Genomic DNA, 14485 nt, shown 5'->3' with positions numbered 1-14485 from the left:
TCAAGCACCTGCTTTTTTCGAAGATTGACGATTGATTCGGGCACGCAAGGTCACGGCAGCGAGGGTACCGATCAGACCGATAGTCGCGATGTAGCCGAAGTAGAGCTTGTAGCCGAGGGCGCCGGGAAAGTGCTCAGTGAGGTAGCCGTTGATCAGCGGGATAAAGGCATCCGGCATGTAACCGACCACCGAGACGATACCGATGGCCAGACCGGTGATGCGCAGCGGAATGTTGCAGCTGTCGAGAATCGCCCAGTACAGACCACGAATCGCGTAAGTCATCAGGCCGATGAAAATCACCGTGGCAATCAACAGGCCAATGCTGTTGAGCGCGGGGAATACGATAAGCCCGACGATGGCCAGACTGGCCAGCAGCAGCGCGACGATCAGTACCGAGATATTCGAGAACCTGTCGCCCAGCCAGCCGCCACCGATGCCGCCGATCGGGCGCATCCACAACTTGATCGTGGTGATGGTGCCGGCCATGACCGCCGTCATGCCGCTGCCTTGCAAGTAATCGGAGAAACTGTAGGTCGCCCAGAAGATGTGATACCCGCAGAACACGATGGCGGTCACCAGCCACAGCTCCGGGATCTTCACCAGCGTGCCCAGATCGCTGAGCAGATTGAACTTGCCCTTCTCCACCGCGGGCGTGTCTTCCATCGACTTCGGGTCCTTGATCAGCACCAGCAAGCAGCCGATGGCGATACAGGTGAAGGCATACAGATAAACCACGTGTTTGAAGCCTTCGGCGGTCGACTCGCCCCGTGTCTCCGTGGCAAACGCGAACAGACCCAGCGCGACCGTCGCCAGCAACGCCTCAACCAGCCCGCGACCACCGTCGAGAATCCCGAAGAACCGGCCCTGTTCCGTGTGATGAGCAATCATCTTCACGCGCTTGAGCACCGAAGCCCAAAAGGTCAAACCGGTGGTCACCCCCCAGCAACCGAAGATGATCATCAGCCCGCTCATCGACGGTGCCGTCGAGTACCAAAGGCCCAGAGCACCGGTAGCCACCAGCGAGAAGAAAATCAGAAAGCGCGGCGCAATGCGGTCGGCCAGCCAACCGCTAGGCAAGTAGCTGAGCAGAAAAATCGTGCCGAGCATCGAGTACAGATAACCCAACTCGCTGTGGTTGATCTGGAACACCTCGAGCATGGTCGTTTGATAGACCTGACGAAGATAGAGAATCGGATAGATTGCGCCGGCGGCGAGCACCAGCAACATCAATTGGAAATAGCGACTTCCCTTGTCGCTCTGGCTTTTCACAGCCGACGTGGAACCCTGAACAGTGGCAGCAGAGGATGCATGCTTGGACATTGAAGTGACCTCGGGCGACCCGTGCTCCGGGCGCCCCTGATAATTGTTTTTATAGGTGCAGCGTGAGGCGTGTTGCGGTGGATCAGTACTTCATGACCACGAGTCGGGTCTGGGTGAATTCGAGCATGCCGTGCTTGCCGTCATCGCCGCCCAGGCCCGAGCGTTTCCAGCCGGCGTGGTAGCCCTGATACGGGTCGGCCGGGGTGCGATTGACGTACAACTCGCCGGCCTCGATGGCGTTGGCGACTTTCTGTGCGGTGCGGTAGTTCTCGGTGTAGAGCACCGACGACAGACCGAACTGATGGTCGTTGGCCATGGCCAGCGCTTCGTCGATGTCGCGGTATTTGAGTACCGGCAGCACCGGGCCGAAGATTTCTTCCTGAACGATTTCCATGTCCTGACGGCAACCGCTGAGCAGTGTCGGCGGGTAGAAATGCCCCGGGCCTTGCGGCAGCACGCCACCGCTTTCGAGCGTCGCGCCGTCAGCGATGGCGCGCTCGACCAAAGCATGGATGTTCCGCTGCGAACTGGCGTTGACCAGCGGTCCCATCAGGTTGGCGTCGGTGGCGCGGTCGCCGAATTTCACTTCAGCGATTTTGGCCTTGAGCAGTGCGAGGAACCGGTCGTAGACACTTTCCTGCACATAGACACGCTCTACCGCCGTGCACAACTGGCCGCAATGCGTGGTTTTCGACGCGATGATTGCTGTCGCGGCCGCTTCCAGGTCGGCATCCGCTTCGATGATCGCCGGGGTCTTGCCACCCAGTTCCAGCGAAGGTTTGGCGATGTTTGCCTTGCAATAATCGAGAACGATGCGCCCGGCGTTGACGCTGCCGGTCAGGGTAATAAGGCCCACGGCCTTATGAGTGCAAACGGCCGCTGCCGTGGCGTGATCCATGGTCAGGATGTTGATCACACCGGCCGGCATGCCCGATTGCTGCACCGCTTTGGCAATTTCAAATGCCGAGGTCGGCGTGTTGTTGCTCGGGCGCACCACCACGGTGTTACCGGCGATCAGTGCCGGGGCGATTTTGCGCAGCAACGTGTAAACCGGGTAGTTGAACGGGATCAGGCAGGCAACGACGCCGATCGGCTCGCGGTGCAGAAACAGGTTTTCGTCAGGGCTGTCGCTGGGGATGATTTCGCCTTCGATACGGCGCGCCCACTCTGCGTGGTAACGAGTGATCTGCGCGGCGTAACGGGCTTCGTTGCTGGCATCGCTGACGCTTTTGCCGGATTCGGCGGCCAGTGCGGCACCGATGGTTTCAGCGCGATCTTCAAGGGCGGCGGCCAAGGCTCGCAGATGTTCGGCGCGCTCGATGCTGGTGAGTTTGCCCCAGACCTTTTGTGCCGCTGCCGCCGCATCGACCGCCGCGGTGGCTTCTTCGGCGGTGGCACCCGACACATGGCCGAGCAACGCTTCGGTGGCAGGGTTGTAGACCGCGATCAGCGCCGCGCTGGCAGGCTCGATAAATTGGCCGTTAACAAAATTTCGCTCGATTCGCATGTGCATCGCCCATCGTTTGTTTTTATCAATGCCACCAGTCTTGTCATCGATGGCGGGTTGAACAAACGATTTATCGGGCGGTTAAACATTCGAAAAATGCAGGTTACCCCCGCATCGGCACAAATCCCCTGTAGGAGTGAGCCTGCTCGCGATGGCGGTGTGTCAGCCACCTATTTTTCGCTGATACACCGCCATCGCGAGCAGGCTCACTCCTACAAGGGAATCTGGGCTGATTCAGATAGCAGCGGTCGAGGGCTCTAACTGGCGCTGCGCCAGCCAGATTTCCTCTTGCAGCCATTGCGAAAAAACCTGCAACTGCGGCATCTCGGTCTGCTCCGGCCGGGTCACCAGCCAATACGACTGGTGCCCCTCCACATGCACATTCAGCACTTGCGTCAACTGCCCGCTGGCCAGTTCCGCAGCGACCATGTGCCAGTCGGCTATGGTGATGCCCAGACCATCGGTCGCCGCCCGAATCGCCAGATCCAGCAGATCGAACTCGTAGCCGCCCTGGGTATCCACACCAGTGATCCGCGCCGCATCGAGCCAATGTTTCCAGGTCAGATAACGCTGATCCTCTTTGGCCAATACGTGCAACAACGTCAGGCGATTGAGATCAATGCCCGACTCGCCACTCTCACGGGCATACAGAGAGGGGGTGCACACGGCGATATGGCGCTCCTGAATCAACAATGAACTGTCGAGACCGTCCCACTCGCCGTCGCCAAAACGGATCGCACAATCAAGCGTGCTGGTTTCCGCGAGGCTGTCCTGCAAGCGCGTGGTGATGCTCAATTCCAGCTCCGGATGCTGTTCGCGCAGACGCCCCAGACGCGGCATCAACCAGCGGCTGGTGAAGGTGGGCGGTGCGTTGATGTGCAAGCGGTTGGAGTGGGTTTTCTGCTGAATACTGCGCACTGTCAGCTCGATCTTGTCGAATGACTGGTGCAATGCCCGCAGGAGAATCTTGCCGGCACCGGTCAGCTCCAAATGGTGATGGCGGCGCTCCAGCAAACTCTCGCCGAGCTGTTCTTCCAATTGCCGCACCTGCCGGCTGACGGCGCTTTGGGTGACATTGAGCAACTCGGCGGCGCGGGTAAAACTACCGGTGCTGCCGGCCACCTCGAACGCTTTGAGTGCGTTCAGGCCGGGCATTTTGCGTTTCATATCAAGGCACTCGAAAACCACTGACAGGGCACAAAGCATCCCACGACTGTGCCGGACTGTCCTACAGGAATTTCCGAGTAACATGCATTCGATGCAGGTTTACTCACCGTTTTTATCGTTTGTTCAACCACCAGCGGATGGCAAAACTGCGCGGCATCTCTAATAAAAACAATCGAGAGCCGCTCCATGCCCTTCTCTGCTTCCTTTCGCTTGCGCACCACGTCCATCGTCCTGTTCTGCAGCATTGCCGCTCCGGCGATGGCTGTGCAGGTCACCGACAATCTTGATCTGGGCGGCGCCATTCGTGCGCGCTGGGACCTGGACCCGGATCGCGACATTCAGAAGTTCGGTCTCGACACGGTATTCCTCAGTGCCAAGTACAATTCCGACAGCTGGATCGGTGAAGCGCAGTACCGCTTTTACGGTCGTTCGTATCCCTACCAGTACACGAAAAACTACGGCGACATCCAGTTCGCCAAGTTCGCGTGGGTCGGCTACAAATTCAATCCCGATCAGCAAGTGCAGGTCGGCCTGAACACCGTGCCGTTCGGCTTGCAGCCGTACTTCGGCAGCACCTTCTACGAAACCCTTGGCAACGTTATCGGCCTCGAAGACGTGCAACAGGTCGGCGCCAAGTACATCCAGCAAAGTGGCGACTGGAACGTCCAGGCCGGTTACTACCTGCGCCCGGCGTGGCAAGGCAAAGGCACCAGCAATGGCGTGAGCTACTCCAGCATCGTCTCCGAGGCCGACAGCTATGTCGCCGATGGCAGCGACAACCAGGAATGCAACACCGTGGTGCTGCGCGTGGCCAAGGCACTCGATCTGGGTCCGTGGAAATCCGAGGTCGGCGTCTCCGGCCTGACTTCCAGCCTGCAGAACCGCGACACCCACAACGATGGCCGGCGCAACGCCGTGGCCATTCACTATCTGGGCAAGAACGGGCCTTGGGGCGTGCAACTGCAAGCGGCGCGGCAACAGATGTCGCCGCGCAATCCCGGCAGTGATGAAGTGGTCACCCTCGGCGGCTACGACGGCACCTACAACGTCGCCAGTCGCGGCAATCTGTACGTGGCCGACCTGAGCTATGACGTCGGAGGCAAATACCTCTTTGATCAGGTCAGCGGGGTCAAGCTTTACGCCAACTACAGCGCCTTCGACAAATCCGCCAGCGGCTACAAGACGTCAGAGCGGATGATCCTCGGCAGCTCGTTTTCGGTGAGCAAATTGTGGGTCGCGGCCGAGTGGTTGTTTGGTCGGAATGATCCGTACATTGGCGGCAGCAGTTACACCCAGAGTCTGGCTGCGGGTGGGCTGGATCAGTGGGAGAACCAGGTGTATGTGAACGTTGGTTACTACTTCTGATCCCGACATGATTGCGCCGATGAGATAGCTTTCGCGAGCAGGCTCGCTCCCACATTGGAATGCATTCCAGGGTAGGAGCGAGCCTGCTCGCGAAGGCGCCCGCACAAACTCCACTTGCATCAAACCCTCACCAATAGTCAGATACCCCCTACAAACAAAACCTACAAAAACAAACCGAGCCAAACGCTCGATCCGGGGTTCTGCCTCCATGCGTCAACTGCCCTCCCTCAACACCCTGCGCGTGTTCGAAGAAGTCGCGCGTCATCGCAGCTTCAGCCAGGCCGCACTCGGCCTTAACGTCACCCAGGGCGCAGTCAGTCGCCAGATCAAACAACTCGAAGACTACCTCGGCGTCGCGCTGTTCGTGCGCACCCCGCAAGGCCTCTCGCTGACCGAAGCCGGCAGCAATCTCAAACCGCATCTGGCCGAAGCCTTCGATCATATGGAACGCGCCCTGCAAGCGGTACGCGTGCCCAATCTGCGCCAGCGCCTGCGCGTACTCGCCCCACCGACCTGGGCCACGCGCTGGCTGTCGCCACACCTGCGCGCGTTCTGCCAGCGCTACCCCGACATCAGCCTCAGCGTGACCAATCAGGCCAGTCACGACAGCCTCGCGGACATCGATTGCCACATTCGTTTTGGCCTCGCCGCGTCAACGCACTGCGCCAGTCAGCTATTGGTCATGGAACGGCATATTGCGGTGGCCAGTCCGGAGCTGTTTAACGGCGATCAAGCGCCAGACCTGCACGAGTTTCCGTTGTTGCACATTCTGCATGACGGCAAACGCCTGAAGGTCTGGGAGAACTGGCTGGCGGCGATGGGGCGAGAGGATATCGATGCGGGACAAGGCTTGGAATTCAGCACACTCGATCAGGTGATTCACACCGCACTGGCGGGTGGCGGACTGGCGGTGATTGATCGGCAGATGATCGAGAAGGAGTTGGCCAACGGCAGCCTGGTGCCGATCACTCCGATTGAAGTGATCGGCCCGTATGGGTATTGGCTGGATGTGGCGAATGACAAGCAAGGCCTGTCGAAAGTGAAGCTGTTCACCGATTGGCTGAGCCTGGTGAGCAATCCCTGAAAGAGCCCCTCACCCTAGCCCTCTCCCGGAGGGAGAGGGAACTGACCGAGGTGATTATTCGAACTACGCCGACCTGAGATACCGAGTCGAACGTAGATTTTGAATATTACATAGATCGCCCCCTTTCCCCCTCGCCCCTTGGGGGCGGTCCGACGTTTCGGGAGGGCTGGGGTGAGGGGGAGGTTTTAAGCCTTGCACATCAAATCGGCGTAGCGATTTTGCTCACCACAATCGAACTCCCCTCCACCGTGGTCTGCGCCTTGCACGCCTGACTCAACGTCAGCGACTTGGTCTCCGGCGCCCACGCCCACGACAGCCATGCGCCAATCGCCAGAATCGCCGCGAGAATGCCCATCGTCGGGCTCAAGCCGATCCCGGCCACACTCACCGGCAGCAGGAACGTACTGACGGCCGACCCCAAGCGACTCACTGCCGTCGCCAGCCCGATACCGCTGGCGCGAACCTCGGTCGGAAAGCTCTCCGCCGGGAACACCCCGACCAGATTGCTCACCGCCGACAACACCAACGTAAACAGACCAAACACCAGCACCATCAGCCACGCCGCACTGCCCGGCAGTACCGCCAGCAGAAACAGCGCCGCCGCGAGAATGATGAACGAGTTGATGAGGAATCCACGCCGGGTGAATTTGATCGTGCACCAGATACCGATCAGCGCGCCGAGGATCAGCAGCATGTTCAACATCAACTCGGTACCAAATCCTTCGGCCAGGCCCATCTTCTGCAAAATCGACGGCAGGAACGTGTAGATCGCAAAGTACGGCATCACGATGCACACGAAGAACAGGCAGTTGAACGCGGTGCGCTTGCGGTACTCACGGCTGAACAGCACCGCATACCCGGAACGGGTTTCCGTGGAGCGGGTTTCGTCGAGTTCGACGTTATCGCCCAAGTGTTTTTTGACGATCGCCCGCGCCTCGGCGATGCGTCCCTGATTGACCAGCCAGCGTGGCGATTCCGGCGTGCCGATGCGCGCGATCAGGATCAATGCCGCCGGAATCGCCGACGATGCCAGCATCCAGCGCCAGGCATCATCGCCAAGGCTGAGCATCGCCGTGCCGACGAAGGTTGCGGCAACGTAACCGAAGGTCCAGATCACGCTGAAAGAACCGAGCAAAACGCCGCGATGTTTCTTCGGCGAGAACTCGGCCAGCATCGCGTGGCCGACGCTGAAATCGCCGCCCAAGCCGATGCCGATCAGCACCCGGCAGAGAAACAGACTCATCGCTGTTTCGACATAAAACTGCATCACCGAGGCCACGGTGATCAGCACAAAACTGACCAGAAAGATTTTCTGGCGGCCGACCTTGTCGGAGATCCAGCCGAAAAACAGACTGCCGAGAAACAGCCCGATCAACGCCGACGCGCCGATCAAGCCTTGCCAGAACGCATCCAGCTGCATCTGCGGACTGAGCAAGGTGAACGCGATACCGATCAGGCCGAGAATGTAGCCGTCGGTGAAGTGCGCGCCGAAGGTCAGGCCGGCGATCTTGATGTGAAACCGGCCGATCGGCAGGTCATCGATTTTTATGGGTTGAGCGGACATGTTCGTCTCCAATTGTTGTTATTGACGGAGAAACCGATTGCTCTTGCTTTTGCTTTTTGTGGGAGCCGAGCTTGCTCGCGAAGGCGGCATGTCAGTCACATTACTTTCCACTGATAGACCGTCTTCGCGAGCAGGCTCAGCGCCCACAAAGATTGTTGTTTTCGGGGAATCAGAGACCACCCATCAACAGGTATTTGATCTCCAGATAGTCATCCAGACCGTACTTCGAACCTTCGCGGCCGAGGCCCGATTCCTTGATTCCGCCGAACGGTGCCACTTCCGTGGAGATGATCCCTTCGTTGATCCCGACCATGCCCGCCTCCAGGCCTTCAGCCATACGCCAGACCCGGCCGATGTCGCGGCTGTAGAAATACGCCGACAACCCGAAAGGCGTGTCATTGGCGCGTTCCAGCACTTCGGCCTCGTCCTTGAAGCGGAAGCACGCTGCCACCGGACCGAAGGTTTCGTCCTGGGCAATCAACATGTCGCCGTTGACCTCAGTGAGGATGGTCGGCTCGTAGAACGTGCCGCCCAAGGCGTGACGACGACCGCCACACAACAATGTCGCGCCCTTCTCCAGGGCATCGCTGACATGGCTTTCCACCTTGGCCAGCGCCGCGCTGTTGATCAGTGGACCTTGTTCGGTATCACCGTCCAGTGCACTGCCGACGCGCATCGCCGCCACCGCTTCCGCAAGCTTGCCGGTGAAGGCTTCGTAGACGCCGTCCTGAATAAAGAAGCGATTCACGCACACGCAAGTCTGCCCGGTGTTGCGGAATTTCGAGGCCATTGCGCCTTTGACTGCGGCATCCAGATCGGCATCGTCGAAGACAATGAACGGCGCATTGCCACCCAGTTCCAGCGAGACCTTTTTCAAGGTGTCGGCGGCCTGACGCATGAGCAACTTGCCGGTGCGAGTAGAGCCGGTGAAGGACAATTTGCGCACGATGCTCGATGCCTGCAGCGCGCCACCGATGGCGACGGCATCGCCGGACACAATGTTGAAGACACCAGCCGGAATCCCCGCCTGCTCGGCCAACACGGCCAAGGCAAAGGCCGACAGCGGCGTCTCTTCCGATGGTTTGAGAATCATCGTGCAACCCGCCGCCAGCGCCGGCCCGACCTTGCGAGTGACCATCGCCAACGGGAAATTCCACGGGGTGATCGCCGCGACCACACCAATGGCTTCCTTGACCACGATGATTCGCGCATCGGCCTTGTGGCTCGGGATCACATCGCCGTAGGCCCGCTTGGCTTCCTCGCCGAACCACTCAAGAAAACTCGCCGCGTAAACCACTTCGCCCATGGCCTCGGCCAGCGGCTTGCCTTGTTCACGACTGAGCAGCGTGGCCAGATCCTTCTGGTTGGCGAGCATCAATTCGCTCCAGCGCTTGAGGCGTTGACTGCGTTCCTTCGCGGTCAATTTGCGCCACGCCGGCAGTGCGCGGTGGGCGGCGTCGATGGCCAGGCTGGTCGCTTCGGCGCCAGCCTTCTGCACCTCAGTGATCAGCTCGCCGTTGGCCGGGTTGCGCACCGGATAGGTCGCGCCGCCCTGCCCCCACTGGCCATCGATGAAGTTGCCGTGACGGATCAAATCGCTCATGCCACCGCTCCCTGCAGAGTGAAACGCTCAAGCCCCGGCCGCGCCGAGCGGAGGATGCGTTTTCCGGCGGTGTAATCGTTGATCACGTCGCACGGGGTGTAATTGCGTTCCAGCTCATGCAGTTCATCAGCGTCGAGCCTGGTTTCAAGTGCGGCCAATGCGCTGTCGAATTGCGCGGTGGTGTCGGCGCCGACCAGCATGCAATCAACGCCCGGATGGTTCGCCACCCAAGCCTGGGCGATCTGCGCATTCGACACACCGCGAGCACGGGCTACGCGCTGCACCGAGTGGGCGATTTCGAACGAGGCTTCGTCGCTGTACATCTGCTGAGTGAAAAAGTCGGTCTGGTTGCGGGTCGACTGCACGTCACCGGTCAACAGACCACGCGCCAAAGGACTGAACACCGATACGCCGATGCCCTGATCGCGACAGAACGGAATCATTTCGCGCTCTTCTTCGCGGTAAGCACAGTTCAGTTGCAGCTGCATGTTGATCGGTTTGACCCAACCATTGCGCTCGCAGGCCATGAGGATCTTCGCCAGCTGCCCGGTGAGCATGGTCGAAACGCCGATGTAACGGGCCTTGCCGGAGCGCACGATGTCATTCAAGGCGCCCATGGTTTCTTCGACCGGGGTGTTCACATCGAAGTAATGCAGCATGAAGACGTCGACGTAATCCATGTCCAGACGCTTCAGCGAGGCATCGATGCTGTCCATGATGTGCTTGCGCGAATGGCCGCTGGCGTTGATGCCGCTGCGGGTGCCGTAACCGACTTTGGTGGTGATCACCAGGTCTTCGCGACGGGCCAGACGCTTGACGATGCGACCCACCACCTCTTCGCCGACACCGGCGGAATAGAAGTCGGCGAGGTCAATGAAGTTCACGCCGTTGTCCAGTGCGTGCGCGACGATCGGCTCACTCTGCTTTTCATTGAAGATCCACGGTTTCCAGTCCGGCGTGCCCATGTTCATGGTGCCCAGGCACAGACGCGAAACCTGCAGGCCGGAGTTGCCCAAACGGATGTATTGCATGGCGTCGACCTCAGGCTTTTGGCGTGTAGAAAGGATTGCTGATGTGCGCAACGACGTCTTTCAGTTGCGCGGTTTCCGGCTTGCCGGTCAGTGCCGCGCGGATCGCGGTGCGGCAGGCGTTGTAGTTGTTCAGGTACACCGCATCGAGGTCGTCGCACGCAGGATTGACCCAATTGGCGGTGACGATTGCCCATTCGTCTTCGGCTTCTGGCGGCAGCGTGCCGTCGAGCAGCGCTTCGAGCACGGCTTTGGCGATCCCGGCCTGCGAGGCGCCCCACGTGGCGTTGCCGTGCAGGTCGCTGCTGATCGCGGCTTTATTCACGTACAAGATCATCGGTTTGACCGGGATGTTCGGTTGCGCGATCACCATGAACGGGCAGTGGCCCTGGCTAGGCGATGCGAGGCTGTTGGCGAACGCCTGCCCCGCCGGACCATTGCGCGGGCCGATCAGAATATTGATGTGTGCGGCGTTGACGCCCGGGCCTTCGAAACCTTCACCGATGTACAGGTCGAGTTCTTTCATCAGTCATTACTCTTGTGCGATACGAGGGATGTTCGATAGCTCACGCAGGCCGGACGGCGAGCGCGGTCAATAACGGGCGTGGGGAGAGACGGCGGAAGAAACGGGACATGGCTGCAAACGCTCTCTGGTTGTTATTGATGAGCTGTGTTTGCGATTTTTTAACACCGGGGCTGGAGCCGGCTGTAACCATTAAAAATCATGGGGCAATGAGTTTTAGTCATAGCCCTTCTCGAGGGCAAAAAAAAACCGCTCAGAGAGCGGGATGGTTGAAGGCGATGCGTCCGGATTGGCCATTGATGGCCGGTGCTCGATTCACACCGCCTGCAGGCGTCGCTACAGACAGTCACGCACCGATTGGCGCAACGACCCGGACTTGGCCCACGGCGGCCCCTGATACAACGAAACCCGGCTGCCATCCTTGTACTTGACGATGTCGAGGATCTCGTCCGCCGTGATGATGCTTGGCGCGGTGATGCGGTAGCCGTTGGAAATCGACGTCTGCGAAGTCTTGGCCACATCCTTCTGCCACAACGGTAATAAACACGCAGCATAGTCCTTGGGCGACTTGGTACTGGTCTTGCTGATATTCGGCTCACCCGGCACCAGCGAGGCCGGCAACGAGCAACCTGCCAACATGGCCAACGCCAGACTCCCGATCCATATCCGCATGGTGTATTCCTGATCTGAAAAAAGTGAATGTAGCGTGTAAGCGGCGCTACATCCATCGTGGCACCGCGCCCTTGGCGCAATCTGCACAACTTTTCACAACCGTTCAGCGTGCTGACGAACAGGCTTTGCCCATCGACGAAAAATGCGACTACTCTTTTCTACCGAGAATGTTCTGGAGGTGATCATGCGGCTCAATGAATACGAACACGAACTTCAACGCGACCTGCAAAGCGTTGCATCGGACTTGAGATGGTCGGCGGTCGACCTCAAACGTATCGCAGAACAACTGCGCAAATCCGGCAACGAGGCAGATGCGCAAAGCGTGCTGAGATCCTGTGAGGTGCTGCAAAGCGATGAGGAACGGCTGCAACTCTATGCCAAGGAAGTGAAAGCCCGCGCCATCAGCCGGACCAAGGTCCACTGAGACCCACCCACCTACCTCAAACAAAAGCCCCGACACATGCCGGGGCTCTTTCGTTACGGCCTGCCTGTCAGTGGGTTTTGTGACTTTGCGCGCGCGCCGAGCGTTTTTTGTAGCCAGGCAACGCAGCGGCATAGGCCAGTGCTTCCTCCCTGCTGCCAAACGACGCCAGCCGATCGCCCTGAGTGCAAACCCGCCATGGGCCATTGTTCACGCTAAGCACGTCATAGCCGTTCATGTGCATCTTGATCAACATCGGCATGCTCATGGACACCTCCATTTTCGCTAACGGTCAGATCCAGCTTCACGCTTTTACCTTACACCCTGATCCGGCCGAAATGCCGACCGAATGTCGCAAGCCGCGACCATCATGGCGCGGGCACTTTACGCTGCAGCCAACGCTCCAAATCCAAATGAAACCTTTGTTGCTGGCCCCGGCTCAAATATTGCAGTTTTATTACTATTTCGTGACAAGCAATAAACAGGTAACAGATGAAAGTACGCGCAACCGTTATATGCGAACAGGATCGCCACGTTCTCCTGGTACGCAAACCCCGCTGCCGCTGGACATTGCCCGGCGGCAAGGTCGAGCCCGGGGAAACCCGAGCGCAGGCTGCCGTACGTGAACTGCAAGAAGAAACCGGCCTGGACGCCGACGATGTGTTGTATTTAATGGAATTGCAGAGCGGCAGCACACAGCATCATGTCTACGAGGTCTCCGTGCTGGACTTCGAACAGGTGCGGCCGCAGAACGAGATCATTGATTGCATCTGGCATCCGCTGGACGCAGTGCGCAATCTGCACACCAGTGAGGCGACATTGCGCATTGTTGAAGCGTTTCGACGACGTTTATGAGGCGTTAACCAGCAAAGGCCCGGCGACCGGCGCTCATTTCGGTGCGTAACTCACCGATGAAGTTGGAAATGTCACGGATCGTGACGAGGTGTTCCGGGGAAACGCCAGTGAGCAGCAATTCGACACGCCCGCTGTCCGGCTCATAAACCTTGATTTGCAGCAGTCCCTGCGCACTCGGAATGCAGTCACACTTGAACGCAGGAAAGCCGGATTCGACAATCCGGCAAATATCGTCAATGGCAAGCATGAGTGCACGCCTCGCAGGCGTTGGTCGGTCGACTCGTTGAGCATAGATGAGCCATTTGTGGCTTGCCCGATACAAAATGCCAACCCGATCACAACAATCCACCTCGCCCTCAGTGTGCGTCGTGATCCCAGATCCAGTTCCACATCCCCGGCAAATTTACCGGCTCCGAACTTTTTTCCACCGTACGGGCCAATGCGGCTTTCTCAAGTTCAGCGTGATCATCGTAGAAAGGCTTGTCAGCCAGCTTCACGCCCGTGGCGGCGGCGCTATCGAGCAGAATCTGCAGGTATTCGCGCGTGTGCCGCGCGGTATAGCGATTCAGATCATGAAACGTCACTACTACCGGAATCACCCCGTCAACGGTCGGAAATTCGCCAAGGGCAATCCGTTCACGAACTTCTGATAATTGTCGCAGCATGTTTGCCCGACGCCTCGGGCTGGCATTGAAGCCCCAGATCTTGCCATCGTTGGCACTTAAATCCGTGAGCAACACATGCAAATCATGCTGTTGATAAGCGGCAAAGGTACGTTTGTCGTAATTCCAGAACGGCGGGCGCAGCAACTTCGGCGGCGCGCCAGTGATGGCAGCGATATCAGCCGTGCCGTTGGTCAGCGACTCTTCGAGTTCTTGCGGATCGAGCAAGCGATGATTGGTGTGCCAGTGGGTGGCCGTGTGAAACGCCAGTATGTGGCCTTCCTCATACTCACGCCGCATGATGCCGCGACCGATGTCACTGTTGCCAGCTCGCGGTGCGCGCGTCTGCACGAAGAACACCGCTTTGATATTCGGCATCAGCGAATTGTCCTTGAGGCTGTCGAGCACCGTCGCCGACGGATTCCAGAAACTGGATGCGCTGGGGCCGTCATCGAACGTCAACAGGAAGCGCACCGGTGCCTGAGTTTTCAGGCGCGTTTCGGTTTGCGCGGTCATTTCTATCGGGGCGGCGATACAACCGGCCAGCCCGAGGGCGATGAGCGCTGCACAGAGAAGCTTGAATCCGGATGTCATGTTTTGCCTTGAGCACGGCGGCTGCCGTCATGTTGTCGATTGGCAAAACTCCCTCGCCCTTATCCATCCTTGCGCCCCGATCTGCGAGCGGAGGTTGGATAAGGTACACAGGGTTTGGTT

General features: G+C 58.9%; 15 protein-coding genes. 4 read left to right on the top strand and 11 right to left on the bottom strand.

From position 1 onward, the window contains the following. From AB4N74_RS06430 to AB4N74_RS06420, 3 genes are all read right to left on the bottom strand, one after another. Positions 1 to 1320 (bottom strand): MFS transporter, encoded by a 1320-nt coding sequence (locus tag AB4N74_RS06430; RefSeq protein ID WP_460098764.1) that lies wholly within the window; start codon positions 1318 to 1320, stop codon positions 1 to 3. Positions 1321 to 1402: 82 nt separating this feature from the next. After that, entirely contained in the window at positions 1403 to 2827 is a 1425-nt protein-coding gene (gene aldA, locus AB4N74_RS06425; protein ID WP_460101072.1) for an aldehyde dehydrogenase, read from the bottom strand. 234 nt (positions 2828 to 3061) lie between these two features. After that, complete coding sequence (locus AB4N74_RS06420; RefSeq protein WP_460098761.1) at positions 3062 to 3994, bottom strand: LysR substrate-binding domain-containing protein; 933 nt, start codon at positions 3992 to 3994, stop codon at positions 3062 to 3064. Between the two features lie 186 nt (positions 3995 to 4180). On the opposite strand from AB4N74_RS06420, the gene AB4N74_RS06415 reads away from it, so the two are divergent. Both AB4N74_RS06415 and AB4N74_RS06410 read left to right on the top strand, forming a co-directional pair. Next, complete coding sequence (locus tag AB4N74_RS06415) at positions 4181 to 5359, top strand: hypothetical protein (protein WP_460098758.1); 1179 nt, start codon at positions 4181 to 4183, stop codon at positions 5357 to 5359. 208 nt (positions 5360 to 5567) lie between these two features. Beyond that, positions 5568 to 6443, top strand: coding sequence for a LysR substrate-binding domain-containing protein (locus AB4N74_RS06410; RefSeq protein WP_093437416.1), 876 nt, complete (start codon positions 5568 to 5570; stop codon positions 6441 to 6443). Positions 6444 to 6642: 199 nt separating this feature from the next. Here AB4N74_RS06410 and AB4N74_RS06405 read toward each other — a convergent pair whose 3' ends face one another. From AB4N74_RS06405 to AB4N74_RS06385, 5 genes are all read right to left on the bottom strand, one after another. Beyond that, positions 6643 to 8007, bottom strand: coding sequence for an MFS transporter (locus tag AB4N74_RS06405; RefSeq protein ID WP_460098755.1), 1365 nt, complete (start codon positions 8005 to 8007; stop codon positions 6643 to 6645). Positions 8008 to 8176: 169 nt separating this feature from the next. Then, the gene (locus AB4N74_RS06400; RefSeq protein ID WP_099758718.1) at positions 8177 to 9610 is read right to left on the bottom strand and encodes an NAD-dependent succinate-semialdehyde dehydrogenase; all 1434 of its coding nucleotides are present in this window, start codon (positions 9608 to 9610) and stop codon (positions 8177 to 8179) included. After that, positions 9607 to 10641, bottom strand: a complete 1035-nt coding sequence (locus AB4N74_RS06395) for an aldo/keto reductase (protein ID WP_093437404.1) — start codon at positions 10639 to 10641, stop codon at positions 9607 to 9609. Before AB4N74_RS06395 ends, AB4N74_RS06400 begins: the two co-directional genes overlap by 4 nt. 10 nt (positions 10642 to 10651) lie before the next feature. Then, the gene (gene fae, locus AB4N74_RS06390) at positions 10652 to 11164 is read right to left on the bottom strand and encodes a formaldehyde-activating enzyme (RefSeq protein ID WP_460098751.1); all 513 of its coding nucleotides are present in this window, start codon (positions 11162 to 11164) and stop codon (positions 10652 to 10654) included. A 333-nt stretch (positions 11165 to 11497) separates the two neighbouring features. Next, the gene (locus tag AB4N74_RS06385; RefSeq protein ID WP_099758716.1) at positions 11498 to 11833 is read right to left on the bottom strand and encodes a hypothetical protein; all 336 of its coding nucleotides are present in this window, start codon (positions 11831 to 11833) and stop codon (positions 11498 to 11500) included. Positions 11834 to 12017: 184 nt separating this feature from the next. Between AB4N74_RS06385 and AB4N74_RS06380 the strand changes: the two genes are divergently transcribed. Next, the gene (locus AB4N74_RS06380) at positions 12018 to 12257 is read left to right on the top strand and encodes a hypothetical protein (RefSeq protein ID WP_016983018.1); all 240 of its coding nucleotides are present in this window, start codon (positions 12018 to 12020) and stop codon (positions 12255 to 12257) included. A 67-nt stretch (positions 12258 to 12324) separates the two neighbouring features. On the opposite strand, the gene AB4N74_RS06375 is transcribed toward AB4N74_RS06380, so the two are convergent. Beyond that, the gene (locus tag AB4N74_RS06375; RefSeq protein ID WP_116255438.1) at positions 12325 to 12522 is read right to left on the bottom strand and encodes a DUF2188 domain-containing protein; all 198 of its coding nucleotides are present in this window, start codon (positions 12520 to 12522) and stop codon (positions 12325 to 12327) included. Positions 12523 to 12746: 224 nt separating this feature from the next. On the opposite strand from AB4N74_RS06375, the gene AB4N74_RS06370 reads away from it, so the two are divergent. Then, positions 12747 to 13109: an NUDIX hydrolase gene (locus AB4N74_RS06370; RefSeq protein ID WP_093437386.1), complete on the top strand. Its 363-nt coding sequence runs from the start codon at positions 12747 to 12749 to the stop codon at positions 13107 to 13109. 4 nt (positions 13110 to 13113) lie between these two features. Here the strand turns inward: AB4N74_RS06370 and AB4N74_RS06365 are convergent, their stop codons facing one another. Together AB4N74_RS06365 and AB4N74_RS06360 are read right to left on the bottom strand one after the other, a co-directional pair. Continuing rightward, the gene (locus AB4N74_RS06365; RefSeq protein ID WP_093437383.1) at positions 13114 to 13356 is read right to left on the bottom strand and encodes a DUF1652 domain-containing protein; all 243 of its coding nucleotides are present in this window, start codon (positions 13354 to 13356) and stop codon (positions 13114 to 13116) included. A gap of 109 nt (positions 13357 to 13465) precedes the next feature. Continuing rightward, on the bottom strand, positions 13466 to 14365 hold the full coding sequence (locus tag AB4N74_RS06360; protein WP_093437378.1) for a polysaccharide deacetylase family protein: 900 nt from the start codon (positions 14363 to 14365) through the stop codon (positions 13466 to 13468). Between the last annotated feature and the right edge of the window lie 120 nt (positions 14366 to 14485).

The organism is Pseudomonas sp. H3_C08 (genome assembly GCF_054669455.1).
Note: the sequence above shows the minus strand (reverse complement) of the source record. Positions and strands in the feature narration are given on the sequence as shown.

Coding starts and splice junctions, on each gene's coding strand:
- AB4N74_RS06430 (WP_460098764.1), bottom strand. CDS start 1,320: ATGTCCAAGCATGCATCCTCTGCTGCCACTGTTCAGGGTTCCACGTCG.
- aldA (WP_460101072.1), bottom strand. CDS start 2,827: ATGCGAATCGAGCGAAATTTTGTTAACGGCCAATTTATCGAGCCTGCC.
- AB4N74_RS06420 (WP_460098761.1), bottom strand. CDS start 3,994: ATGAAACGCAAAATGCCCGGCCTGAACGCACTCAAAGCGTTCGAGGTG.
- AB4N74_RS06415 (WP_460098758.1), top strand. CDS start 4,181: ATGCCCTTCTCTGCTTCCTTTCGCTTGCGCACCACGTCCATCGTCCTG.
- AB4N74_RS06410 (WP_093437416.1), top strand. CDS start 5,568: ATGCGTCAACTGCCCTCCCTCAACACCCTGCGCGTGTTCGAAGAAGTC.
- AB4N74_RS06405 (WP_460098755.1), bottom strand. CDS start 8,007: ATGTCCGCTCAACCCATAAAAATCGATGACCTGCCGATCGGCCGGTTT.
- AB4N74_RS06400 (WP_099758718.1), bottom strand. CDS start 9,610: ATGAGCGATTTGATCCGTCACGGCAACTTCATCGATGGCCAGTGGGGG.
- AB4N74_RS06395 (WP_093437404.1), bottom strand. CDS start 10,641: ATGCAATACATCCGTTTGGGCAACTCCGGCCTGCAGGTTTCGCGTCTG.
- fae (WP_460098751.1), bottom strand. CDS start 11,164: ATGAAAGAACTCGACCTGTACATCGGTGAAGGTTTCGAAGGCCCGGGC.
- AB4N74_RS06385 (WP_099758716.1), bottom strand. CDS start 11,833: ATGCGGATATGGATCGGGAGTCTGGCGTTGGCCATGTTGGCAGGTTGC.
- AB4N74_RS06380 (WP_016983018.1), top strand. CDS start 12,018: ATGCGGCTCAATGAATACGAACACGAACTTCAACGCGACCTGCAAAGC.
- AB4N74_RS06375 (WP_116255438.1), bottom strand. CDS start 12,522: ATGAGCATGCCGATGTTGATCAAGATGCACATGAACGGCTATGACGTG.
- AB4N74_RS06370 (WP_093437386.1), top strand. CDS start 12,747: ATGAAAGTACGCGCAACCGTTATATGCGAACAGGATCGCCACGTTCTC.
- AB4N74_RS06365 (WP_093437383.1), bottom strand. CDS start 13,356: ATGCTTGCCATTGACGATATTTGCCGGATTGTCGAATCCGGCTTTCCT.
- AB4N74_RS06360 (WP_093437378.1), bottom strand. CDS start 14,365: ATGACATCCGGATTCAAGCTTCTCTGTGCAGCGCTCATCGCCCTCGGG.